This is a genomic window from Streptomyces nanhaiensis, from assembly GCF_046614825.1.
In the GTDB taxonomy this organism is placed as follows: Bacteria; Actinomycetota; Actinomycetes; order Streptomycetales; family Streptomycetaceae; genus Streptomyces; species Streptomyces radiopugnans.
In genome coordinates, this window is sequence record NZ_JBKJFM010000098.1 from 1 (window position 1) to 23,482 (window position 23,482).

Genomic DNA, 23,482 nt, shown 5'->3' on the forward strand with positions numbered 1-23,482 from the left:
GCGCGGCGGCGCGGGTACGGGCCGCGGCGCCGTCCGCCCCTCCGGCCAGGGCCGACAGCGGCAGGTCGGCGACGCCCGAGCCGCGTACCGCGTCCAGCAGGGAGGCCAGCTCCGGGGCCTGGGGGCCGCCCCCCGCGGCCAGCTTCGCCAGCAGGCCGGCCAGGGTCAGGTCGCGCAGCCCGGCGGCGCCGAGCCCCGCGGTCATGGCGGTCAGGTCGTGCGTGAACGTCGAGTTCTCCTTGTCGAGCCAGCCGCCCGCCATGGCCCGGACGGTCTCGCTGCGGTTGACGAAGCCGTCGACGCTGCGGCCGGCTGCGATGGAGCCCACCAGCTTGTCGAAGAAGACCGAGTCCCCGCCGACGATGTCGATGTTGGCGTTCTCCAGCCCGGTGGCGATCAGGGTCGCCTGGGACTCGGCGATCTGCCGCTGCACGTCGATGTCCGCGATGCGGATCTCCTTCTCCGCCTCCAGCCGCAGGCGGTACTCCTCGTGCTCCCGGCCCGCCTCGTCCAGCCGGGCCATGGCGCCGGCCTTCTCGGTGAGCCCCTCGGCCTCGGCCTTGAGCTTCTCGCGCAGCCCGTCGGCCTGGGCCAGGGCGAGCTCGCGCTCGGCCTCGGCCTCGGCGCGGCGGGTCTTGGCGATGGCGTCGGCCATCCGCTCCTGGACCTCGGCCTCGGCGAGCCCGGCCGCGGCCGCCTCGGCCTTGCGGCCCTCGGCCAGGCGTACGGCGGCGGCCGCGTCCATCTCGGCGGCCTTGCGGCGCGCCTCGGCCATCGTCAGCTCCTCGGCGGCCCGGTGCCCGGCTGCCTGCTCGGCGGCCTCGGCCGCCTTGATGTCCTTGACCAGCCGCTCCTGGGCCTGGGCCTCGGCGGCGATGATCAGCGCCTGGCGCTCGCGCTCGGCCTCCTCCACGGTGCGCAGCTTCTTGATCTCCTCCTCCTGCTGCGCGACGGTCTTCTCCACCGCGATCCGCTCGCGGATCACGTCGGCGATGTCCCGCTTCTCGGCCTCGACCTCCTTGTCGGCGGCGATCCGGCGCAACTGGGTCTCGCGCTCGCGGGCGATGACCTCCAGCAGGCGGTCCTTCTCGATGCGCTCGTTCTCGATGGCCACGACCCGGTCGCGGTTGAGCTTGGCGACGGCGATCTCGCGCTCGCGGTTCTCGTTCTGGATGCCGAGGGCCTCCTCGGTCTTCAGGTGCGCTGTGTGGGCGCGCAGGCGCTCCTCGGCCTGGACGCGGGCGGTCTCGGCCTCCTCGCGGGCGCGCACGGTCTCTATCTCGCGCTGCTGGCGGATCTCGGCGTCGGCCTGGCGGCGCTCGAGTTCGAGGACGGCCTCGCGTGCCTCGACGTTCTGCCGGGTGATCTCCTTCTCCTCGTTGCGCTGGAACTCGTTGGTGCGCACGTGCTCGACGGCGGTCAGCTCGGTGATCTTGCGGATGCCCTGGGCGTCGAGGATGTTGTTCCCGTCGAGCTGCCTGAGCGGGGTCTGCTCCAGGTAGTCGATCGCCGCGTCCTCCAGGCTGTAGCCGTTGAGGTCGGTGCCGATGACGGCGATGATCCGGTCGCGGAACTCGTCGCGCTTGGTGTAGAGGTCGGCGAAGTCCAGCTGCTTGCCGACGGTCTTGAGGGCCTCGGAGAACTTGGCGTTGAACAGCTCCTGGAGCGTGGTCCGGTCGCTGGCGCGCTCGGTGCCGATGGCCTGGGCGACCTTGATGACGTCCTCGACGGTCTTGTTGACGCGGACGAAGAACGAGATGCGGATGTCGGCGCGGATGTTGTCCCGGCAGATCAGGCCCTCGCCGCCGGTGCGGGCGATCTCGATGGTCTTCACCGAGATGTCCATCACCTCGGCCCGGTGCAGCACCGGCAGCACGACGGTGCCGGTGAAGGTCACGTCGACCTTGCGCATCTTGGAGACGATCAGCGCCTTGCCCTGTTCCACCTTGCGGAACAGGCGGCTGACCACGATCAGCAGGGCGATGCCCATGAGCAGGAGCACGGCGATGAGCACGCCGAGGCCCGTGGAGATGACGTCCATGGAGGTGGGGTCCTTCGTGAGGTCGTGTGCTTGGGGTCCGGTGGACGGGCCCGCCGCGGGCGCGCGGGGGTTCAGCGCGGCGGGCGGCCGGCGTCCGGACCGGGGTCCAGTACGGGGTCGCAGGGCATGACGTGGAAGAAGCCGCCGTCGGGGTCGTAGTCGAAGACCAGCGCGGTGCTTCCGGCGGCCAGGCCCGCGGCGTCCTCGCACCGGGCGCGGACCTGGACCAGATGGGCCGAGCCGTCGTCGGCGGTGATCTCGGCCTGCCCGAAGCGGTGGCTGACGTGGCCGGTGCGGATGGTGCACACCCGGCCGACGAGGTCGCGGTGGCTGGTACCCGTCTCGCGCGGCACCAGCCGGGCCAGCGGGCGGATCAGCAGCCGTGTCAGCCCCCAGGCGGCGAGCAGCGCGGCCGGCAGGACCAGCAGGCGCGCCGGGCCTCCCCCGCCGGTCCGCTCGACCGCCGCCGCACCGCTCAGTGATGCGAACCAGGCAATCGAGATGAGGAGCGACAGGGAGACGGAAGCCGGTGCGCCGCTGAGTCCGGCAGCCGCGAGAACCGCCGCGGGGCCGGTGGCAGGGCCGGTGCCGGAGTGGTCGCAGTGGTCGGCGTCGATGCCCTCACCCCCGTCGAGGGCATCGACGCCAACCGCTCCGACCAGCACCGTCAGCCAGTAGACGAGCACCACCACAAGTCCGAACCCGAACAGATTGGCGGGGAAGCCCATGGCCACACGCATGAACTCGCTCATCTTTCCACCCCCGTACCGGTCGCGGCGTGACCTCATGCTGACAGTCCGTCGGCGGGTCGCACATTGCCAGGATCCGGCAATCTTTACGCCGTGCTTACGTCCGGCAACCGGAGGGAACCACCGGCGCGGAAGCCGTTGCCCGGCCCCCGGGCGGAGGTGGGCGGAGGTGGACGGAGCCGGGCGGAGCCGGGTGGAGGCGGCGCGGCGGTCCGACCGGGCGGTCCGGCGACCGGCGGGGATCCGCGAGCGGTTACAGCGGCTTCTCCGGCCAGCCCAGCAGCCGGGCGCCCATAGCGGCGGTCTCCAGGGTGTAGCGCTGGAGGCCGTCGCCGGGGTCGTAGCCGGTCAGCTCCCGGATGCGTGCCAGCCGGTACGACAGGGTCCGCACGCTCACTCCCAGCCGGCGAGCGGCCTCCGCGTTCACATAGCCCGCCGCCGAGCACACCGACAGGGTCTCCAACAGCGGCGCGGCCCCGCCGCGGGCCTGGGTGAGCGGCCCCAGCACGGTGCGCACCAGGTCGGCCATCGCCGCGCGGTCGCGCAGCAGCACCGGGAAGACCAGCATCTCCGCCGCGTTGAACCGGACCCCGTCCAGGCCGAGCCGGTCGGCGAGGTCCAGCGCCCCCAGCGCCTCCTCGTAGGAGCGCACCACGCCGCTGGGGCCGCTGTGGGAGCGGCCGAGCGCCACCCGCTCGGCGGCGGGGTAGCCCGGGCCTGGGTCCTCGGCGAGCCGGGCGAAGACCTTCAGGACGGACTTGTCCGAGCTGGCCGCGATGCACACCAGCCGCCCGTCCTTGGTGGCGAGCAGTACGTCGCGCTCGCCGAAGCGGCCCACCAGCTCGCGCTCGATGCGGCGCACGGTGGGGTGCACGTCGTCGTACTTCTCGGTGCCCAGGGCCACGGCGACCGCGTGCGCGCGGGCCAGCCGCAGGCCGAAGCGCTGGGCCCGCTCGGCGAGCCGGCCCAGGTCGCTGCGGCCGTAGAGCAGGTCGTCCACGAACTCGCGGCGCTCGGCCTCCTCCTGCCGCACCGCAAGCCGCTGGGCCCGCTCGTGCCCCTCCCCCAGCGCGGCCACCGCGGCCTCCACCGCGGCCAGCAGGGCGTCTCCGGTGCGGGCCCGCTCCGCGGCCGTGGCCGACCGGGCGATGCCCGGCAGCGCGCCCCACAGCCGGCGGGTCTCGGCGAGGTAGAGGCCGACCAGCTCGCGCAGGCCGTAGCCCTGCTCGGCGACCCGCTCGCCCATCTCGCGGAAGGCGTCCAGCTCGGCGCGGCGCGGCAGCCGCCCGGTCCGGGATATCTCGGTGAGCAGCTCCGCGTAGCCGCCGAGGAAGGAGCCGGGGATCCCACCGCGTCTCATCGGTGCAACCGCCCCTTTCCGCGCCGCGTTCCGCCCGCCCCCGGCCGTACGGCCGGGCCACCGGCACAGACTAAGGGAGGGGCGCGGCCGCCGTGGCAGGGGTGGCGGGGCGTGCCTCGGGGAAGGATCCCGTCCGGTCGCCGCGGCGGAGGGCGGTGTGATCACCGTCACCGGCGAAACCGGGGCGGCCGGGGCATTCGCCGACATGGACCGGGAGTTGCCGGGCATTACCCGACGGTACCCGCGCAGTCGTGCACGGATCCGCTCTTGCGCGGAAACAGCAGGTTGTGGGTACGGTGGTATGACAATCAAGATCACTAATGGTGTGCCGGGAAGTCTGGTCGGCGACGTTGTCCACGTACCCCGAAACCGACCCCGGGAGGTCACTCCATGTCCAACGCCCCCAAAGAGCGCACCTCCCTCTTCGGGCTGCCGTCGTTCCAGGAGCGCCGGTTCCTGCTGGAGGCGCTGCGCACCGAGACCGTCGGCGGGATGCTGCTGCTGGCCGCCGCGGTGGTGGCGTTGGTGTGGGCGAACTCTCCCTGGGGGAACCTGTACGAGTCCGTCCGCGACTTCCACTTCGGCATCCCCTCCCTCCACCTCGACCTGTCCGTGGGGCACTGGGCGTCGGACGGCCTGCTGACGATCTTCTTCTTCGTCGCCGGCATCGAGCTGAAGCGCGAACTGCTCCTCGGTGAGCTACGGCGCCCGGCGGCCGCCGCGCTCCCGGTGGTCGCAGCCGTGTGCGGCATGGTGGTGCCCGCCCTGTTCTACGTCGCGGTCAACGCGGCGGGCGGCGGTCAGATGGACGGCTGGGCGATCCCCATGGCCACCGACATCGCCTTCGCCCTCGGCGTGCTGGCCGTGATCGGCACCAACCTTCCGTCGGGCATCCGGGCCTTCCTCCTCACCCTCGCCATCGTCGACGACCTCGGCGCGATCCTCGTCATCGCCGTCTTCTACACCTCCGCGCTGAACCTGCCCGCCCTGGGCGGGGCCCTGGCCGGGCTGGTGGTGTTCTGGTTCCTCCACCAGAAGCTGCGGGTGCGCGGCTGGTACGTGTACGTGCCGCTGGGCGTCGTCATCTGGGCGCTGATGCACGCCAGCGGGGTGCACGCCACCATCGCCGGTGTGGCGATGGGCATGCTGCTGCGGGTGATCCCGGCCAAGGGCAGCGAGGGCTGGCCCACCGAGAAGGAGTCCCCCGCCGAGCGGATCGAGCACCTGGTGCGGCCGCTGTCCGCGGGCTTCGCGGTGCCGGTGTTCGCGCTCTTCGCGGCGGGCGTCAGCGTCTCCGGCGACGCGCTGGGGGACACCTTCCGCCAGCCCGAGGCGCTGGGCGTGATGCTCGGCCTGTTCGCGGGCAAGCTCCTCGGCGTCTTCGGCGGCACCTATCTGGCCGCCCGCTTCACCCGCGCCCGGCTCAGCGAGGACCTGGAGTGGGCGGACGTGGTGGGCGTCGCGCTGCTCTCCGGCATCGGCTTCACCGTCTCCCTGCTGGTGGGCGAGCTGGCCTTCGCCGGCGCCGAGGTCGCCGAGCAGGTCAAGGCGGCGGTCCTGATCGGCTCGCTGGCCGCCGCGGTGGCCGCCGCGGTCTTCCTCAAGTTCCGCGACGCCCGCTACAAGCGGCTGTGGGAGGAGGAGAACCGGGACGAGGACCACGACGGCATCCCGGACATCTACGAGCGGCCGCGGGGCAGGGTCACCGAGGACGCCGCCGGCCGGGTCGACCGCGAGGTCAGCGAGGGCTGACGGAGCCCGTCCGGCCTCCGGGCCGCCGCCATGCGGCACCTTTCCGGCCGCGCCCGCCCACCGGCGGGCGCGGCCCTTCTCCGTCCTCTCCGCCGCCCGGCGCGCCCTCCGGGAGCACCGTCGGGGCGGGCGCGGCGGGCGGTCAGACCGGAGTCGCGGCGAGGGCCACGCGGTGCTCCTGGAGGGCGTGCTGCATGGCGGTGATCCTGCGGACGACGAGGATCGCCAGCACGGCGGCGAGGAGGTCGACCCCGTCGGCGAAGAGGTAGGAGGAGACAGCGCTCCCGAGTTCCTCGAAGGTCTGCGCGTCCGCGTACCTGCGGGACGCGAACCGGCCGGATGCCCAGGTGAGCAGCCACAGCAGCCACCAGCAGTTGAGCAGTCCGCCGGGAAGGCGCTCGCGGACGGCGCCGTCCGGTCCCGGCGGGGTGCTGGCGTCCCAGATGTCGTTGGCGATCTTCTTGGGGAACCAGAGGTTGACGACGGGCACGAACCATCCGCCGATCGCCCAGCCCGGTCTCATCCGCTGGCTCGCGGCGTCGAAGGTCTCCGCGTTGAGCCGGGAGCGGTGGAACCACATCAGGAACGGGATCCCCGCCGCCACCATCGCGGCGAACTGGACCACACCGACGGCGAAGTACAGCGACTCCGCGCTCTCCAGGGCCCCGGTGGAGCCGTACCACGACGAATCCGCCCCCTCCTTCAGGAGCCCTGCGAACCGGGACCCGGCGAGGATCGCGAACAGGTCCGAGGCCACGACCACCCCCAGCAGCGCGACGGTGACGGTCGCCAGGGTCCGGGTGGACTGCCAGCGCAGATACGGAGACTCCCCCTGCTCCCGGCGGATGCGTTCCACCGTCCGCAGCTCCTCGTCCGTCATCACCCACCAGGGCTGCCCCGCGGGCGCTTCCTTCCCGGCGGGCGCGTCCTCTCCTGCGGGCGGAGCGGATGCGGCGGGCGGTGGTGCCGTGTCGCCGCACGCCGGGCAGCGCCTTCCGGCCGCCGCGCCCCCTCCCTCTCCGCAGCGCTCCCCGTTCGCCCTGTCCTCGCACTCCGCGCACGCCATGCCGTCGTCCCGCCCCTCGGTGATCGTCCGCCGCACCCTACCGGCCCCGGAGCGGGCCACCCCCGGTTTTCCGGGGAGCCGGACGGGGCCGGAGTCCGGACTCATTTGGCTAATACCCCCTAGGGGTATAAAGTCGGGAGTGTCGGAACACGCGCCCGGCCGTCGGGCGTTTCCGCGTACTGATCCGAGGGAGCAGAAGCCATGAGCACCGTCACCACCACCTACAAGGTCACCGGCATGACCTGCGGCCACTGCGAGGGCGCGGTCAACAGCGAGATCTCCGGGATCGACGGCGTCACCGAGGTGAAGGCAGTCGCCTCGACCGGCCTGGTGACCGTCACCTCCACCCGCGAACTGGACGACGAGGCCGTACGCGCCGCCGTCGACGAGGCGGGCTACGAGCTCGCCGGCCGGGCCTGACCGCCCGCGACCGCACCGCCGCCGTCGGACCGTACCGCCGCGCGCCCGCGCGGCCGGCACGGTCCGGCCCCCGTCCGGGAGACAGCATGACCACCACCACGACGTCCGGTACGCAGGCCCCCGCCGAAGAGGTCGAACTCGCCATCGGCGGCATGACCTGCGCCTCCTGCGCCGCACGCATCGAGAAGAAGCTCAACCGGATGGACGGCGTGACCGCCACGGTCAACTTCGCCACCGAGAAGGCGCGCGTCAGCCACGCCCCCGGGGTGAGCGTCGACGATCTGATCGCCACCGTCGAGAGGACCGGCTACACCGCCCAGCCGCCTCCTCCGCCCGCCCCCGCGCGGCCGGAGGGCGGCGGGACCGGGGCGGGAGCCGGGGCAGGGGCCGGGGAGAGCGAGGGCGACCGCGAGCTCGCCTCACTGCGGCAGCGCTTCCTGGTCTCGCTGACACTGTCGGTGCCGGTCGTGCTGCTGTCGATGGTTCCGGCCCTCCAGTTCGACAACTGGCAGTGGCTGTCGCTGACCCTGGCCGCACCGGTCGTGGTGTGGGGCGCGCTGCCCTTCCACCGCGCGGCGTGGGCGAACGCCCGGCACGGCGCGGCCACCATGGACACCCTGGTCTCGGTGGGCACCACCGCGGCCCTGGGCTGGTCGCTGTGGGCGCTGTTCCTCGGCGACGCCGGCATGCCCGGGATGCGGCACGGCTTCGAGCTGACCGTCTCCCGCGCCGACGCCGCCTCCGCCCTGTATCTGGAGGTCGCGGCCGGGGTGACGACGTTCATCCTGCTCGGCCGCTATCTGGAGGCGCGCTCCAAGCGGAGCGCGGGTGCGGCGCTGCGCGCCCTGATGGAGCTGGGCGCCAAGGAGGTCACCGTCCTGCGCGGAGGGCGCGAGGAGCGCATCCCCGTCGCCGAACTGGCCGTCGGGGACCGCTTCCTGGTCCGCCCCGGCGAGAAGATCGCCACCGACGGCACCGTCGTCGAGGGCTCCTCGGCCGTGGACGCCTCGATGCTGACCGGCGAGTCGGTGCCGGTGGACGTCTCGGCGGGCGACGCGGTCACCGGCGCCACCGTCAGCACCTCCGGCCGGCTGGTCGTGCGGGCCACCCGCGTCGGCTCCGACACCCAGCTCGCCCGGATGGCCAAGCTGGTCGAGGACGCGCAGAGCGGCAAGGCCGCGGTGCAGCGGCTGGCCGACCGGGTCTCGGCCGTCTTCGTGCCGGTGGTGCTGCTGATCTCGCTGGGCACCCTGGGCTACTGGCTCGGCACCGGCGGAGGGGCGGCCGCGGCCTTCACCGCGGCCGTCGCCGTCCTGATCATCGCCTGCCCCTGCGCCCTGGGCCTGGCCACCCCCACCGCCCTGATGGTCGGCACCGGACGCGGCGCCCAGCTCGGCATCCTCATCAAGGGCCCCGAGGTCCTGGAGACCACCCGGCGCGTGGACACCGTCGTCCTGGACAAGACCGGCACCGTCACCACCGGGAGGATGGAACTGCGCGACGTCGTCGCCGCCGAGGGCGAGGACGAGGACGAGGTGCTGCGCCTGGCCGGCGCCCTGGAGCACGCCTCCGAGCACCCCATCGCCCGGGCCATCGCGGCCGGGGCCGCGGAGCGGACGGGTGCGCTGCCCGCGGTGGAGCGCTTCGAGAACGCCGCCGGGCTCGGCGTCCGGGGCGTCGTCGAGGGCCGCGAGGTGGCCGTGGGGCGGGAGCGGCTGCTGGCGGAGAGCGCCCTGGAACTCCCCCCTGGGCTGGCCGGGGCACGGGCCGCCGCGGAGGCGGAGGGCCGCACCGCGGTCGCCGTCGCCTGGGACGGGAAGGTGCGCGGACTGCTGGCGGTGGCGGACGCGGTGAAGGACACCAGCGCCGAGGCCATCACCCGGCTGCGCGCCCTCGGGCTCACCCCGGTCCTGCTGACCGGTGACAACCGGGCGGTGGCCGAATCCGTCGCCCGCGAGGTGGGGATCGACTCCTCCGGGGGCCGGGTGATCGCCGAGGTCATGCCCCAGGACAAGGTCGACGTCGTCAAGCGCCTCCAGGACGAGGGCCGCTCCGTGGCCATGGTCGGCGACGGCGTCAACGACGCGGCCGCCCTGGCCCAGGCCGACCTCGGCCTGGCCATGGGCACCGGCACCGACGCCGCCATCGAGGCCGGCGACCTCACCCTCGTCCGCGGCGACCTGCGCGCCGCCGCCGACGCCATCCGCCTGGCCCGCAAGACCCTGTCCACCATCAAGGGCAACCTCTTCTGGGCCTTCGGCTACAACGTCGCCGCCCTGCCGCTGGCCGCGGCCGGACTGCTCAACCCGATGATCGCGGGAGCCGCCATGGCCTTCTCCTCGGTCTTCGTCGTCACCAACAGCCTCCGGCTGCGCGCCTTCCGCTGACCGGTCCCGGTCGCCCCCGCCCCCGCCCTCGTCCACGCCCAGACCGTCGGCCGGACCCGGTCGCGGGTCCGGCCGACGGTCTGGGCGGGGGCGTCGATCATATGAGCGTCAAGTAGTTCCTTTGGCAAATCGGATGCCGCCGGCCGACCGAGGATGGCGCAAAAGTGCGTTGCGGCTCCGCTGCTACCGCTGTGAGTGTGATCCCGTCCGTCACTCCAGCAACAGACCGTGCACCGTGCGTGAACGTTCGCACCAGTACACGGGTGTTCTGCCACCAGAAGGAGAGTGCGCACGACATGAAGCAGAAGAAGACCTATGTGAAGCCCGCCCTCTTCGACCAGGGGAGCTTCCGCAAGAGGACCGCGGGCTACTTCGTCGGCAAGTACAAGGAGTACTTCAGCCGCCGGTTCGTCTGACCGTCCCGTGGTGAAGAAGATGCCCGGTCACCTGCGTGACTTCTTCGCGGTCCTCCCGGACACGCCCGAAGGGCAGGCCGTGGCCGGGCGTCTTCGCCCGGCGGAGGCGGCGGGCGCGGGGACCGTGCCCCACCCCTCGGGGCGTCCCTGGGTCGTCTTCCGTCTCCCCTTCCGGCAGGTCAGCCGGGTCACGCGGGGCGACGACGCCCTCGTGCTGATCGGCCCGTACCGCGTCCCCGACGACATCCTCCACGGCATCCTCGGCCCGGCCCGCGACACCGCCGACCTCCACCGCCGGCTGGCGCGGCTGCCCGGCCTCCACCACGTCGTCTCCCGGATGGGGGACGACGTCTGCGTGCGGGGCACGGCCTCCGGGCACCGGCGCGTCTACCACGCCGGGTACGCCGGCGGACGCGTCGCCTCCGACCGGCCGGCGCTCCTGGCCCACCTCACCGGGGCGGGGATCGACGACGCCGCGCTCGCCCTGCGCCTGCTGGACTTCGTTCCGCACCCGCTGCGGCACCGCCCCCTGTGGCGGGGTCTGGAGGAGGTCGATCCGGCGTACGCGCTCAGCCTGCGCGACGGCCCCGGCGGCCCCCGCCACACCGTGTGGCGCTGGTGGCGGCCCCCCGAGCCGGAGCTCGGCGCACGGCGGGGCGCCCCCCTCCTGGCTGCCGCGCTCGCGGACTCCGTCCGCGCCCAGCTGGCCGGGCACACCCGGATCAGCTGCGAACTCTCCGGCGGACTGGACTCCACCTCCGTCGCCTTCCTCGCCCTGGAGGCGCCGGGCGACCGGGAGACGGCACTGCTGACCGTCGCCGCGCGGGAGAGCCACTCGGAGGACGAGACGTGGGCCCGCCTGGGGGCGGAGGACGCCCGCCGCGACGCCGGCCGGTCCGTCGAGCACCATGTCGTCCCCGCCGGCGACGCCCCGCTGTTCTACGCGGACCTGCGGGGGAACGCCCGGGAGCTGCTCGACGAGCCCTTCCCCGTCGCCCCCGCGCGGGCGAGGGCGTACCTGCTGCTCGGCCGCGCCGCCGCCACCGGCTCCCGGTACCACCTGACCGGCTACGGCGGCGACGAGCTCTTCAACGGCCTGCCCTCGTCCTGCCGGGACCTGCTCCCGGGCAGCCCGCTGAAGGCGTGGAACCGGATCGGCGCGCTGCGGCACCAGTACGGCTGGCCCCTGTGGCCCACCCTGCGCGCCCTGCTGGCCCGCCCCTCGTACGCCGCCTGGCTGGCCGGCGCCGTCACGCACGAGCCGCCCGCCGACCGCGGCCCGCTGCTGTCCTGGGGGCCCCGGCAGTCGCTGCCGCCCTGGCTCACCGGCGACGCCGCGGCACTGATCCTCGACGAGCTCCGCTCGGCGGCCGGGCACGCCGAGCCGCTGGGCCCCCGCCCCGGGCGGCACACGGACCTCGACACCGTCCGGGTCGGCGCCCGCGGCTTCCAGGCGCTGGAGGACGTGGGCGTCACCGCGGGCCTGCCGGTGGCCGCGCCCTTCTACGACGACCGGGTGGTCGAGGCCGCCCTCGCCGTCCGCGTCGAGGACCGGGTCGTCCCCTGGCGGTACAAGCCGCTGCTGGTGGAGGCCATGCGCGAGGTGGTGCCCGCCCGCCTGCTGGCCCGGACCACCAAGGACCACATGTCGGCCGACGACGTGCGCGGACTGCGCGAGCACTCCGCCGACCTGCGCGCGCTGTGGGAGGACTCCCTGCTGGCCCGGCGCGGGCTCGTCGACGCCGCCCGGCTCGGGCGGCTGGCCGACGACCCGTACTCCCCCGTCCTCCAGCGGTACCCGGTCGACTCCACGGTCTCCTGCGAGACCTGGCTGCGGACGGCCGAGGACGCCTGGCCGGCCGGGGAGGACCACCGCGACCCCGAGAGGAGCGAGGCAGTCTCGTGAAGCTCAGACAGGGTGTGGCCATCACCGCCACCGAGTACGGTGCCGTACTGCTCGACGAACGCAGCGGCACCTACTGGCAGTTGAACGAGTGCGGCGCCGTCGTGGTGCATGCGCTCGCCCAGGGGCGGGACGGGGAGGCCGCCGTCGAGCGGCTGCTGGAGGAGTACGACGTCGGCCGTGCCGAGGCCGAGGCGGACGTCGCGGAGCTGACCCGCCGGCTGGTCGAGGCGGAGCTCCTCGCGCCGTGACCACCGAGATGACCATGCCCCGCCGCGGCTCCGGCCCCGGCGGCGTCCGGGTGCGCACGGCCGTCGTCGCGGCCCTCGTGCTGAGCCGGCTGCGCCCGGGACGGCTGCGCCGGGTGCTGACCCGTGTCAGCCGCGGCGCCCGTCCCGCCGGCTACGAGGAGACCCTGCGCGTGTACGAGGCGGTGGTCGCCACCAGCCGCAGGTGCGCCGGCTGGTACGGCTGCCTGCCGCGCTCCGTCGCCATCGCCCTGGCCTGCCGGATGTCGGGGGTGTGGCCCGACTGGTGCGCGGGGGTGCGCAGCGCGCCGCCCTTCTCCGCGCACGCCTGGGTGCGGGCCGGGGGCAGGGCGGTCGGGGAGCAGGATGCGGACGGCTTGCGGCCCCTGATGACGGTGACGGTACGCGCGGGGGACGGCGGTGACTCGGGCGGGTGACTCAGGCGAGGACCCCGACGGACCCGGCGGCGGACTCGGCGGCGGGCCCGGCGGGGAATCAGGCGGCGGATCGGGCCGTGGAGCCCGCGGCGGCGGTCCCCTCGGGGGCGGCGGCAAAGACCCCGGCGGGGCTGGAAGGGACGGAGGAGCCGGGACCGGCCGGCGGCCCCTCACCGCTGCGGCTGCTCCTGGAGCAGGTCCGGCCGCACCGGCGGGTGCTGGCCGCCGGAGGGCTGCTGTCGCTGCTCGGCTCCGGCGCGGACCTCGCCATGCCGATGATGGCCAAGCACGCCGTGGACGCCTTCGCGGACGGGCGCTCGCCCGTCCGCCCGCTGGTGGTCCTCACCCTCGTCGTCCTCCTCGGGGCGTTCCTCGCGGCGGCCGGCCGGTATCTGATGGCGCGCACCGGCGAGGCCGCCGTCCTGCGGGCCCGCAGGCGGCTGGTCGGCCGGATGCTGCGGCTGCGGGTCGAGGCCGTCGACCGGCTCACCCCCGGCGACCTGCTCTCGCGAGCCACCGGTGACACCTCGCTGCTGCGCACCGTGCTCTCCCGCAACATCGCCGACACGGTCACCGGGGTGCTGGTCCTGCTGGGCACCGTGGTGCTGATGGCGGTCGTGGACCTCGTCCTCCTCGGGGTCACCCTCCTCGCCGTGCTCCTCGCCCTGGGCCTGCTCGCCCTGCTCATGCCGAGGATCCAGCGGGCGCAGCACCGGGCGCAGGAGGCGGTCGGCGCGATGGGGTCGGCGCTGGACCGCGCGCTGCAGGCGTTCCGCACCGTCAAGGCGAGCGGGGCCGAGGAGCGCGAGAGCGCCGCGGTCACCGAGGCGGCGCGGCGGGCCCACGACCGCGGTGTGGCGGTGGCCCGGTGGAACTCGGTCTCCGACGTCACGACCTCCGTGGCGGTGCAGTTCGCCTTCCTCGCCGTACTTGGGGTCGGCGGCGCCAGGACCGTCTCCGGGGCGATGGAGGTCTCGTCGCTGGTCGCCTTCCTGCTCTACCTCTTCACCCTGATGGGTCCGCTCGGCCAGCTCACCGACGGCTGGACGGGGCTGAGCGGCGGGCTGGCCGCGGTACGGCGCATCCGGGAGGTGGAGGAGCTGCCGCGGGAGCCCACTGGCCGCACGCACTCACGCAGGGGTTCGTCACCGCTCGGCGTCACCTTCCGGGACGTGGTCTTCGGATACGGCGGACGCCTCGAAGGCCGCTCCCCGGCGCACCGGGGGGTGACCTTCGAGGTGCCCGCCGGCGGTCTGACGGCGCTCGTGGGCCCCTCCGGCGCCGGGAAGTCGACGGTGTTCGCGCTGCTGGAGCGCTTCTACGAGCACGACGCGGGCACCGTCGCCGTCGGCGGGCGCGACATCCGCCACTGGCCGCTGGCCGAACTGCGGTCGGCGATCGCCTACGTCGAGCAGGACGCGCCCGTACTGGCCGGGACCCTGCGGGAGAACCTGCTGCTGGCCGCTCCGGACGCCACCGAGGAGGAGGTGCGGCGCGCGGTGTCGCGCACCCGGCTCGACGGCCTCGTCGAGCGGCTGCCCGGCGGCCTGGACGCGCAGGTCGGCCACCGGGGGGTGACGCTGTCGGGCGGCGAGCGCCAGCGGATCGCCATCGCCCGGGCACTGCTGCGCAGGCCCAGGCTGCTGCTGCTCGACGAGGTGACGTCGCAGCTCGACGCGGTCAACGAGGAGGCCCTGCGCGAGGTCGTCGTGGAACTGGCCGCCGAGACCACCGTCCTGGCCATCGCGCACCGGCTCTCCACGGTGGTGCGGGCCGACCGCATCGTGGTGATGGAGGACGGCCGGGTGCGCGCGGTGGGCCGCCACGCCGATCTGCTGCGCTCGGACGCGCTGTACGCCGGGCTCGCCGCCGCACAGCTCGTGGCGGGCCGCTCCCCCGCCCGGGCCGCGCCGGAGGCCCCGGAGGGGCCCTCCGGCCCCGCATAGGTCCGCACGGGTCGCACGGGCCGCACGGGCCGCACGGCAGGAGTGACACGCAGAAGCGCCCCGAGCAACGAGTCCCCCCACGGGCCCGTTGACGGGGCGCTTCCTTTTCCCGGTCATGGACTCCCCCCACGGGATCCTGGCCGGGTGTCTGCCTGGCGGTGTACGGGCGGGAGGGCCGCTCAAGCTCCCCCGAGGCACACCACCTGCGCGGACCACCGTCCTCGTCCCCCACAGACGAACACGGCGGGCGGCGGCGGCTCCGCCGGAGTACCGACGCCACCCCTTAAGACACACGAGCCCCCGGAATGGTTACCCCTCAATTAGTGTGACCTGCATCACAATCCTTCACGCCTCCTCCACCGCTCCACCGCACCGGGAACACACGACGGGCCCCGCCCCGCACCTTCGGAAGGTGCGGGGCGGGGCCCGCGGGGGCGCCGCACAGCGGCCCCTGAAGACCCGGACGACCGCTCAGCGCTGCTCCACCGGGACGTAGTCGCGCTCGACGACACCGGTGTAGATCTGGCGCGGACGGCCGATGCGGGAGCCCGGCTCCTTGATCATCTCGTGCCACTGGGCGATCCAGCCGGGAAGGCGGCCGAGCGCGAACAGCACGGTGAACATGGTGGTCGGGAAGCCCATGGCCCGGTAGATCAGGCCGGTGTAGAAGTCGACGTTCGGGTAGAGGTTGCGCTCGACGAAGTAGTCGTCGGCCAGCGCGTGCTCCTCCAGCTTCAGCGCGATGTCCAGCAGCTCGTCGGACTTGCCGAGCGCCGAGAGGACGTCGTGCGCCGCGGCCTTGATGATCTTCGCCCGGGGGTCGAAGCTCTTGTAGACGCGGTGGCCGAAGCCCATCAGCCGGACGCCGTCCTCCTTGTTCTTCACCCGGCGGATGAAGGAGTCGACGTCGCCGCCCTCGGCCTTGATGCGCTCCAGCATCTCCAGCACCGACTGGTTGGCGCCGCCGTGCAGGGGGCCCCACAGGGCGCTGATCCCGGCCGAGACGGAGGCGAACATGTTCGCCTGGGAGGAGCCGACCAGGCGCACGGTGGAGGTCGAGCAGTTCTGCTCGTGGTCCGCGTGCAGGATGAGCAGCTTGTCCAGGGCGCTGGTCACCACCGGGTTGAGCTCGTACTCCTCGGCCGGGACCGAGAAGGTCATGCGCAGGAAGTTCTCGACGTAGCCCAGGTCGTTGCGCGGGTAGACCACCGGGTGGCCCACCGACTTCTTGTACGCGTACGCCGCGATGGTGGGCAGCTTGGCGAGCAGCCGGATGGTGGACAGGTGCCGCTGCTGCTCGTCGAAGGGGTTGTGGCTGTCCTGGTAGAAGGTGGACAGCGCGCTCACCACCGAGGAGAGCATCGCCATCGGGTGGGCGTCCCGGGGGAAGCCGTCGTAGAACCGTTTGACGTCCTCGTGGAGCAGGGTGTGCTGGGTGATCTCGTTGCGGAAGTCGGCCAGCTGGTCGACGGTGGGCAGCTCTCCGTTGATCAGCAGGTACGCCGTCTCGAGGAACGTGCCGTGCTCGGCGAGCTGCTCGATCGGATACCCGCGGTAGCGGAGGATGCCCTTCTCACCGTCGAGAAAGGTGATCGCCGACTTGTACGCGGCGGTGTTGCCGTAACCGGAGTCCAGGGTCACCAGACCGGTCTGGGCACGCAGCTTGGAGATGTCGAAACCACTGTCACCGACAGTGCTGCCGACCAGCGGGAAGCTGTACTCGCCGTCCCCGTACCGCAGTACTACTGCGCCATCGCTTTCACGGTGTTCGCTCACGTCATCCCTCACCGACGTAGTGCCTCATCTTCGAGTGCCCTGTCCTCGTCCCACTGTCTCCCATTCGGTGCAGTGCGGTGCACTCGGGGTCGGTCAGCAGGCCCGCAGGTGGCACGGAGTGCCTCCGGAAAGTTACGCGGGGTGTGGCGTACCGCGCAATCGGTGGTCCAGGGCGGTGCAGCGCCGACCCGCGGAGACCGTCCGAACCGCCTGGCCCAGGGCCCTGCGCGAACCCACCAGCACCACGAGGCGCTTGGCCCTCGTCACGGCCGTGTACAGCAGATTGCGCTGGAGCATCATCCAGGCACCGGTGGTGACCGGGACGACCACCGCCAGGTACTCGCTGCCCTGGGAACGGTGGATGGTCACCGCGTAGGCGTGCGCGAGTTCGTCCAGCTCGTCGAAGTCGTAGCCCACCTCCTCGTCCTCGTCGGTGCGCACCGTCAGACGCTGCTCCTCCGTGCTCAGGGAGGTCACCACGCCCACCGTGCCGTTGAAGACCCCGTTGGCCCCCTTCTCGTAGTTGTTGCGAATCTGAGTGACCTTGTCGCCCACCCTGAAAACCCGTCCGCCGAATCGCTTTTCCGGCAGGTCGGGCCGCCCGGGGGTGATGGCCTGCTGGAGCAGGCCGTTGAGCGTGCCCGCACCGGCCGGGCCCCGGTGCATCGGCGCCAGCACCTGCACGTCGCGGCGCGGGTCGAGGCCGAACTTCGCCGGGATGCGCCGGGCCGCCACGTCGACGGTGAGCCGGCCGGCCTCCTCGGTGTCGTCCTCCACGAAGAGGAAGAAGTCCGGCAGGCCCTGGGTGATGGGCGGGACCCCGGAGTTGATGCGGTGGGCGTTGGTGACCACGCCGGACTGCTGGGCCTGCCGGAAGATCCGCGTCAGCCGCACCGCCGGGACCGGGCTGCCCTCGGCGAGCAGATCGCGCAGCACCTCGCCCGCCCCCACCGAGGGCAACTGGTCCACGTCGCCCACCAGCAGCAGGTGGGCTCCCGGCGCCACCGCCTTGACCAGCTTGTTGGCCAGCAGCAGATCCAGCATGGACGCCTCGTCGACGACCACCAGATCGGCGTCCAGCGGCCGCTCCCGGTCGTATGCGGCGTCCCCGCCGGGCTTGAGCTCCAGCAGCCGGTGGACGGTGGAGGCCTCCGCCCCGGTCAGCTCCGACAGCCGCTTGGCCGCCCGGCCGGTGGGCGCGGCCAGCACCACCTTCGCCCGCTTGGCCCGTGCCAGCTCCACCACCGACCGCACGGTGAAGGACTTGCCGCAGCCGGGCCCGCCGGTGAGCACCGCCACCTTCCGCGTCAGCGCCAGCTTCACCGCGTCCCGCTGCTCGGGGGCCAGTTCGGCCCCGGTGCGCCCCGCCAGCCAGGACAGGGCCGCCTCCCAGTCGACGTCCCGGAAGGCCGGGATGCGGTCCTCCTCGGTGCGCAGCAGGCGCAGCAGCTGGGCCGACAGGGACAGCTCGGCGCGGTGGAAGGGCACCAGGTAGACCGCCGAGACCCGCTCGCCCGGGTGCTCCGGGTCGGGGACCTGCTCGCGCACCACCCCCTCCTCCTCGCCCGCCAGCTCGCCCAGGCAGTCGATGACCAGGCCGGTGTCCACCTGGAGGAGCTTGACGGTGTCGGCGATCAGCCGCTCCTCCGGCAGGTAGCAGTGCCCCTGGTCGGCCGACTGCGACAGCGCGTACTGCAGCCCGGCCTTCACCCGGTCGGGGCTGTCGTGGGGGATGCCGACGGCCTGCGCGATGCGGTCGGCGGTCAGGAAGCCGATGCCCCACACGTCGGCGGCCAGCCGGTAGGGCTGGTTGCGCACCACCGAGATCGAGGCGTCGCCGTACTTCTTGTAGATGCGCACCGCGATCGAGGTGGACACCCCCACCCCCTGGAGGAAGACCATCACCTCCTTGATCGCCTTCTGCTCCTCCCACGCCGCGCCGATCAGCTTCGTCCGCTTCGGGCCGAGGCCGGGCACCTCGATCAGCCGTTCCGGCTCGTTCTCGATGACCTCCAGGGTCTCCAGCCCGAAGTGGTCCACGATCCGCTCGGCGATCTTCGGACCGATGCCCTTGATCAGTCCTGAGCCCAGATAGCGGCGGATGCCCTGGACGGTGGCCGGCAGGACCGTCGTGTAGTTCTCCACGGTGAACTGGCGGCCGTACTGCGGGTGCGAGCCCCAGCGGCCCTCCATCCGCAGCGACTCCCCCACCTGCGCACCGAGCAGCGAGCCGACGACCGTGAGCAGCTCGCCGCCGCGCCCGGTGTCGACGCGGGCGACCGTGTAGCCGTTTTCCTCGTTGGCGTAGGTGATGCGCTCGAGCACTGCCTCGAGCACGGCGGGTTGGAACGACATGTCACAGACCGTAACTCCGGGGACCGACAACCGGAATCCCGGCCGCGGGGAGCCGCGGGGACGGGACGGGCGCGGGGCGGGGCCCGCCGGAAGCGGAGCGCCGCGGAAATGTTACGAGGGGCCCGGCCTGCGCGGCCCGGCCCCTCGTGTCCCCCCGCCGGTCTCACCCTCCCCCGAGATCCCTCCCCGGTTCGACCGACACCGGTTATGACCCGTGACGGAGCGGAAGGGTTGCACGACGGAGCATGATTTTTTTCCGCCGGACCCCGCGGTACCTCCACCGGATCCCCGCGGTGGGAGCCGGAAGTGGAATCGGCACGGGTCTGGGTACCCGACAGGGGCTTTCGACGACTCCGCCGGGGCGGTCCGCCCAGTGGGTCCGCCGGAGGAATCCGGCGGCCGGGAGCGGCGGAGGACGACGGTGACGACAGTGAGGAGACGGCGCATGAGCGGGTGGACGCCATCCCAGGCCGAGGGCGAGCGGGACGACGAGGAGGGCATCGACCAGTCACGCGGGCTGAGCGAGCGGCACGAGGCCGCCGCGGCGAAGTCCGCCGCGGACGAGGGCGCCCCCGGGAAGGCAGCCGGCAAGGGGGACGGGGGCCCGGCCGCCACCCCCTCGCAGGCCGAGGGCGGCAGGGGCGCGGAGGGCGCCGAGCAGGACCGCGGCGGCGCGCGGTGACGCCGCCGTCGCCTCCCGTCGTACGGGAGGCGACGGCGGCCCGGCGCGGTCCGCGGCGCGACGGTGGCGGACCGCACCCGTTCGGTGGCCCCCGCGGGCTCCGTCCCTAAAGGACGTGGGCGCGGAAGCGCTCCGCCGTCTCCGCGAGCGCCTCGTGGCCGTCGCGGTCCCACAGGGCCTCGTTGAAGATCTCCACCTCGGTCCAGCCGGTGTAGCCGGCCGCCGCGACCCGGTCGCGCCAGAAGCGGAAGTCGATCGAGCCGTCCCCGAGCTGCCCGCGGCCCAGCAGCACGCCCGCCGGCAGCGGGGTGCACCAGTCGGCGAGCTGGAAGGCGGCGATGCGGCCGCCCTCCCCCGCGCGGTCGATCTGCGCGGGCGCCCGGTCGTCCCACCAGACGTGGTACGTGTCCACGACCACGCCGACCTGCTCGGCCGGGAAGCGCTCGGCCAGGTCCAGGGCCTGTCCGAGGGTGGAGACCACGCAGCGGTCCGAGGCGAACATCGGGTGCAGCGGCTCGATGGCCAGCCGCACCCCGCGCTCGGCCGCGTAGGGGGCCAGTTCGGCCAGCGCGTCGGCGATCCGCTCGCGGGCGCCGTACAGGTCGCGGTCGCCCTCGGGCAGTCCGCCGGAGACCAGGACCAGGGTGTCGGTGCCCACCCCGGCCGCCTCGTCGACCGCCGCCCGGTTGTCGTCCAGCGCCGTACGGCGCGCGGCGGGGTCGGCTGCGGTGAGGAAGCCGCCGCGGCACAGGCTGGTGACGGTCAGGCCGGCGTCCCGCACCAGGCGGGCGGTGGCCTCCACCCCGTACTTCCGGACCGGCGCCCGCCACAGGCCGACGCCGCCGACGCCCAGCTCGGCGCACGCCTTCACCAGTTCGGGCAGGGAGAGCTGCCGGACGGTCTCCTGGTTGATGGAGAAGCGGTCGGCGCCGGCGGGCTCACCGGCCTCGGGGGCCTCGGGGAAAGCGCTCATGCCGCCACCCCGTACACCGCCAGCAGGTGCCGCATCCGCGCCTCGGCCAGTGCCGGGTCGGGGAACAGCCCGAGGGAGTCGGCCAGTTCGTACGCCCGTGCCAGGTGCGGCAGCGAGCGGGCGGACTGCATCCCGCCGACCATGGCGAAGTGCTCCTGGTGCCCGGCCAGCCAGGCGAGGAACACCACGCCGGTCTTGTAGTAGCGGGTCGGGGCCTGGAACAGGTGGCGGGACAGCTCGACGGTGGGGTCCAGCAGCTTGCGGAAGCCGGCCGGGTCCCCGGTGTCCAGCACCCGTACGGCCTCGGCCGCCAGCGGCGCCAGCGGGTCGAAGACGCCCAGCAGGGCGTGGCTGAAGCGCCCGCCGGCCGCGGGGTCCTCGCCCGCGATCAGCTCGGGGTAGTTGAAGTCGTCGCCGGTGTAGCAGCGCACCCCGCCCGGCAGTCTGCGGCGCAGCGCGACCTCGCGGCCCGCGTCCAGCAGGGAGATCTTGACGCCGTCGACCTTGTCGGGGTGCTCGGCGATGACGGCGAGGAAGGTCTCGGTGGCCGCGTCCAGGTCCTCGCTGCCCCAGTAGCCGGTGAGCGCCGGGTCGAACATCGGGCCGAGCCAGTGCAGGATCACCGGCTCGGACGCCTGGCGCAGCAGGTGCCCGTAGAGCTCAAGGTAGTCCTCGGGGCCCCGGGCGAGGGCGGCGGTGGCGCGGGAGGCCATCACGATCGCCTGGGCGCCGGCCTCCTCCACCACGGCCAGCTGCTCCTCGTAGGCGGCGCGGACCTCGTCCAGCGAGGCGGCGGGGCCGGTGAGCTGGTCGGTGCCCACGCCGCAGGCGATGCGGCCCCCGCAGGCGGCGGCCTCGGCGGCGGAGCGGCGGATCAGCTCGGCGGCGGCGGCCCAGTCCAGGCCCATGCCGCGCTGGGCGGTGTCCATGGCCTCGGCCACACCGAGCCCGTGGGACCACAGATGGCGGCGGAAGGCGAGCGTGGCGTCCCAGTCCACGGCGGCCGGGCCGTCGGGCGTGGTGTCCGCGAAGGGGTCGGCGACGACGTGGGCGGCGGAGAACACCGTGCGGGAGACCAGCGGCGGGCTCCCGGCGGCGGGGGCGGCGGGCACCGCGGGCTCGGTGCGGGGGGCGTACTCGCGCAGGACGCCGCAGGCGTCGGGCAGGCGGATCACAGGCTCAGCTCCGGTACGTCGAGGCGGCGGCCCTCGGCGGCCGAGGCCAGGCCGAGTTCGGCGAGCTGGACGCCGCGGGCGCCGGCCAGCAGGTCCCAGGTGTAGGGCTCGTCCAGCGCCACGTGGCGCAGGAACAGCTCCCACTGCGCCTTGAAGCCGTTGTCGAACTCCCCGCCCTCGGGGTGGTTGTCCGGCACCTCCTGCCACTGGTCGCGGAAGGACTCGGTGACCGGGAGGTCGGGGTTCCACACCGGCTTGGGGGTGGCGGAGCGGTGCTGGACGCGGCAGGTGCGCAGTCCGGCGACGGCCGACCCCTCGGTGCCGTCGACCTGGAACTCCACCAGCTCGTCGCGGTTGACCCGCACGGTCCAGGAGGAGTTGATCTGGGCGACGATCCCGCCGTCGAGCTGGAAGATGCCGTAGGCGGCGTCGTCGGCGGTGGCCTGGTAGGGCTTGCCGTGCTCGTCCCAGCGCTGCGGGACGTGGGTGGCGGTGACGGCCTGGACGGTGCGCACCGGGCCGAACAGCTCGTGGAGGACGTACTCCCAGTGCGGGAACATGTCGACGACGATGCCGCCGCCGTCCTCGGCCCGGTAGTTCCACGAGGGGCGCTGGGCGGGCTGCCAGTCGCCCTCGAAGACCCAGTAGCCGAACTCGCCGCGCACCGACAGGATGCGGCCGAAGAAGCCGCCGTCGATCAGCCGCTTGAGCTTGAGCAGTCCCGGCAGAAAGAGCTTGTCCTGCACCACGCCGTGCTTGACGCCGGCGGTGCGGGCGAGCCGGGCCAGCTCCAGGGCGCCGTCGAGGCCGGTGGCGGTGGGCTTCTCGGTGTAGACGTGCTTGCCGGCGGCGATCGCCTTGCGGATGGCGGCCTCGCGGGCGGAGGTGACCTGGGCGTCGAAGTAGATCTCGACGCTCTCGTCGGCCAGTACGGCGTCGAGGTCGCAGCTCACGGCGTCGGGGTCGAGGCCGTGGCGCTCGGCGAGCGACCTCAGCGCGTGCTCGCGGCGCCCGACGAGGACCGGCTCGGGCCACAGCACATCGCCGTCGCCCAGCTCCAGTCCGCCCTGTTCGCGGATGGCGAGGATGGAGCGGACCAGATGCTGGCGGTACCCCATCCGGCCGGTGACGCCGTTCATGGCGATCCGTACGACCCTGCGTGTCATGAGCTTCCCTCTCGCTTTAGAAAGCGCTTTCTATCCCAGGGCAAGCTAGCCTGCCCACAGCACCCACGACAAGACCCGCAGACAACACCGCGGACGAGAACCGCACCGGAGGAATCGATGGCAGTGACGCTGGCGGACGTGGCGGCCCGGGCCGGGGTCTCGGCGGCCACCGTCTCGCGCGTACTGAGCGGCAACTACCCGGTGGCCGGGGCCACCCGCAGCCGGGTGCTGCGCGCGGTGGAGGAGCTGGAGTACGTCGTGAACGGGCCGGCCAGCTCCCTGGCGGCGGCCACCTCCGATCTCGTCGGCGTCCTCGTCAACGACATCGCCGACCCGTTCTTCGGGATCATGGCAAGCGCCGTCCAGTCGGAGATGGAGCCGGAGAAGGCCGGCGGGAAACTGGCGGTGGTGTGCAACACCGGCGGCTCCCCCGAGCGCGAACTGACCTATATCACGCTCCTGCAGCGCCAGCGCGCCGCCGCCGTCGTCCTCACCGGCAGCGCGGTGGAGGACCCCGGGCACGCCGAGGCGCTGGCCGCCCGGCTGCGCCGGCTGGCCGCAGCCGGCACCCGGGTGGTGCTGTGCGGCAGGCCGCCGCTGCCGGAGGCGGACGGCGACGGGGGCCAGGGC

General features: G+C 73.5%; 19 protein-coding genes. 10 read left to right on the forward strand and 9 right to left on the reverse strand.

What is annotated here, in order from left to right; genetic code table 11:
- The 3 genes from ACLIYP_RS20020 to ACLIYP_RS20030 form a co-directional block, all read right to left on the reverse strand.
- Positions 1 to 2,041 (reverse strand): flotillin family protein (locus ACLIYP_RS20020; protein WP_412714501.1); only part of this gene is annotated, 2,041 nt, incomplete at its 3' end.
- 71 nt (positions 2,042 to 2,112) lie between these two features.
- Entirely contained in the window at positions 2,113 to 2,793 is a 681-nt protein-coding gene (locus ACLIYP_RS20025) for a hypothetical protein (RefSeq protein WP_412714502.1), read from the reverse strand.
- 250 nt (positions 2,794 to 3,043) lie between these two features.
- On the reverse strand, positions 3,044 to 4,150 hold the full coding sequence (locus tag ACLIYP_RS20030) for a PucR family transcriptional regulator (protein ID WP_412714503.1): 1,107 nt from the start codon (positions 4,148 to 4,150) through the stop codon (positions 3,044 to 3,046).
- 390 nt (positions 4,151 to 4,540) lie between these two features.
- Between ACLIYP_RS20030 and nhaA the strand changes: the two genes are divergently transcribed.
- Positions 4,541 to 5,902, forward strand: a complete 1,362-nt coding sequence (nhaA, locus tag ACLIYP_RS20035) for a Na+/H+ antiporter NhaA (protein WP_412714504.1) — start codon at positions 4,541 to 4,543, stop codon at positions 5,900 to 5,902.
- A gap of 142 nt (positions 5,903 to 6,044) precedes the next feature.
- Here nhaA and ACLIYP_RS20040 read toward each other — a convergent pair whose 3' ends face one another.
- Complete coding sequence (locus ACLIYP_RS20040) at positions 6,045 to 6,782, reverse strand: DUF4328 domain-containing protein (protein ID WP_412714505.1); 738 nt, start codon at positions 6,780 to 6,782, stop codon at positions 6,045 to 6,047.
- A gap of 387 nt (positions 6,783 to 7,169) precedes the next feature.
- Between ACLIYP_RS20040 and ACLIYP_RS20045 the strand changes: the two genes are divergently transcribed.
- The 7 genes from ACLIYP_RS20045 to ACLIYP_RS20075 all read left to right on the forward strand — a co-directional run bounded on the left by ACLIYP_RS20045 (position 7,170) and on the right by ACLIYP_RS20075 (position 14,725).
- Entirely contained in the window at positions 7,170 to 7,388 is a 219-nt protein-coding gene (locus ACLIYP_RS20045; RefSeq protein ID WP_093654300.1) for a heavy-metal-associated domain-containing protein, read from the forward strand.
- Between the two features lie 86 nt (positions 7,389 to 7,474).
- Positions 7,475 to 9,775 carry a heavy metal translocating P-type ATPase gene (locus ACLIYP_RS20050; protein ID WP_412714506.1) on the forward strand — a complete coding sequence of 767 codons (2,301 nt, stop codon included), beginning with the start codon at positions 7,475 to 7,477 and terminating at the stop codon, positions 9,773 to 9,775.
- Positions 9,776 to 10,071: 296 nt separating this feature from the next.
- Entirely contained in the window at positions 10,072 to 10,191 is a 120-nt protein-coding gene (locus ACLIYP_RS20055) for a keywimysin-related RiPP (protein WP_107436728.1), read from the forward strand.
- Positions 10,192 to 10,210: 19 nt separating this feature from the next.
- Positions 10,211 to 12,097, forward strand: a complete 1,887-nt coding sequence (locus ACLIYP_RS20060) for an asparagine synthase-related protein (RefSeq protein ID WP_412714517.1) — start codon at positions 10,211 to 10,213, stop codon at positions 12,095 to 12,097.
- Positions 12,094 to 12,345 (forward strand): lasso peptide biosynthesis PqqD family chaperone, encoded by a 252-nt coding sequence (locus ACLIYP_RS20065; protein WP_412714507.1) that lies wholly within the window; start codon positions 12,094 to 12,096, stop codon positions 12,343 to 12,345. The genes ACLIYP_RS20060 and ACLIYP_RS20065 overlap by 4 nt, the downstream gene beginning before the upstream one ends.
- Positions 12,342 to 12,779, forward strand: coding sequence for a lasso peptide biosynthesis B2 protein (locus tag ACLIYP_RS20070; RefSeq protein WP_412714508.1), 438 nt, complete (start codon positions 12,342 to 12,344; stop codon positions 12,777 to 12,779). The genes ACLIYP_RS20065 and ACLIYP_RS20070 overlap by 4 nt, the downstream gene beginning before the upstream one ends.
- 77 nt (positions 12,780 to 12,856) lie before the next feature.
- On the forward strand, positions 12,857 to 14,725 hold the full coding sequence (locus ACLIYP_RS20075) for an ABC transporter ATP-binding protein (protein WP_412714509.1): 1,869 nt from the start codon (positions 12,857 to 12,859) through the stop codon (positions 14,723 to 14,725).
- Positions 14,726 to 15,196: 471 nt separating this feature from the next.
- On the opposite strand, the gene ACLIYP_RS20080 is transcribed toward ACLIYP_RS20075, so the two are convergent.
- Together ACLIYP_RS20080 and recD2 are read right to left on the reverse strand one after the other, a co-directional pair.
- Positions 15,197 to 16,501 (reverse strand): citrate synthase, encoded by a 1,305-nt coding sequence (locus ACLIYP_RS20080; protein WP_412714510.1) that lies wholly within the window; start codon positions 16,499 to 16,501, stop codon positions 15,197 to 15,199.
- 132 nt (positions 16,502 to 16,633) lie between these two features.
- Complete coding sequence (recD2, locus tag ACLIYP_RS20085; RefSeq protein ID WP_412714511.1) at positions 16,634 to 18,856, reverse strand: SF1B family DNA helicase RecD2; 2,223 nt, start codon at positions 18,854 to 18,856, stop codon at positions 16,634 to 16,636.
- Positions 18,857 to 19,301: 445 nt separating this feature from the next.
- Between recD2 and ACLIYP_RS20090 the strand changes: the two genes are divergently transcribed.
- Positions 19,302 to 19,538 (forward strand): hypothetical protein, encoded by a 237-nt coding sequence (locus ACLIYP_RS20090; RefSeq protein WP_412714512.1) that lies wholly within the window; start codon positions 19,302 to 19,304, stop codon positions 19,536 to 19,538.
- Between the two features lie 106 nt (positions 19,539 to 19,644).
- Here the strand turns inward: ACLIYP_RS20090 and ACLIYP_RS20095 are convergent, their stop codons facing one another.
- Genes ACLIYP_RS20095 through ACLIYP_RS20105 form a run of 3 tightly spaced genes read right to left on the reverse strand, consistent with a single transcriptional unit; the run spans position 19,645 to position 22,852 of the window.
- Complete coding sequence (locus ACLIYP_RS20095) at positions 19,645 to 20,511, reverse strand: sugar phosphate isomerase/epimerase family protein (protein ID WP_412714513.1); 867 nt, start codon at positions 20,509 to 20,511, stop codon at positions 19,645 to 19,647.
- Entirely contained in the window at positions 20,508 to 21,686 is a 1,179-nt protein-coding gene (locus tag ACLIYP_RS20100) for a dihydrodipicolinate synthase family protein (RefSeq protein WP_412714514.1), read from the reverse strand. Before ACLIYP_RS20100 ends, ACLIYP_RS20095 begins: the two co-directional genes overlap by 4 nt.
- Positions 21,683 to 22,852, reverse strand: coding sequence for a Gfo/Idh/MocA family protein (locus ACLIYP_RS20105; protein WP_412714515.1), 1,170 nt, complete (start codon positions 22,850 to 22,852; stop codon positions 21,683 to 21,685). Before ACLIYP_RS20105 ends, ACLIYP_RS20100 begins: the two co-directional genes overlap by 4 nt.
- A gap of 117 nt (positions 22,853 to 22,969) precedes the next feature.
- On the opposite strand from ACLIYP_RS20105, the gene ACLIYP_RS20110 reads away from it, so the two are divergent.
- A partial coding sequence (locus ACLIYP_RS20110; RefSeq protein WP_412714516.1) for a LacI family DNA-binding transcriptional regulator occupies positions 22,970 to 23,482 on the forward strand: 513 nt, incomplete at its 3' end.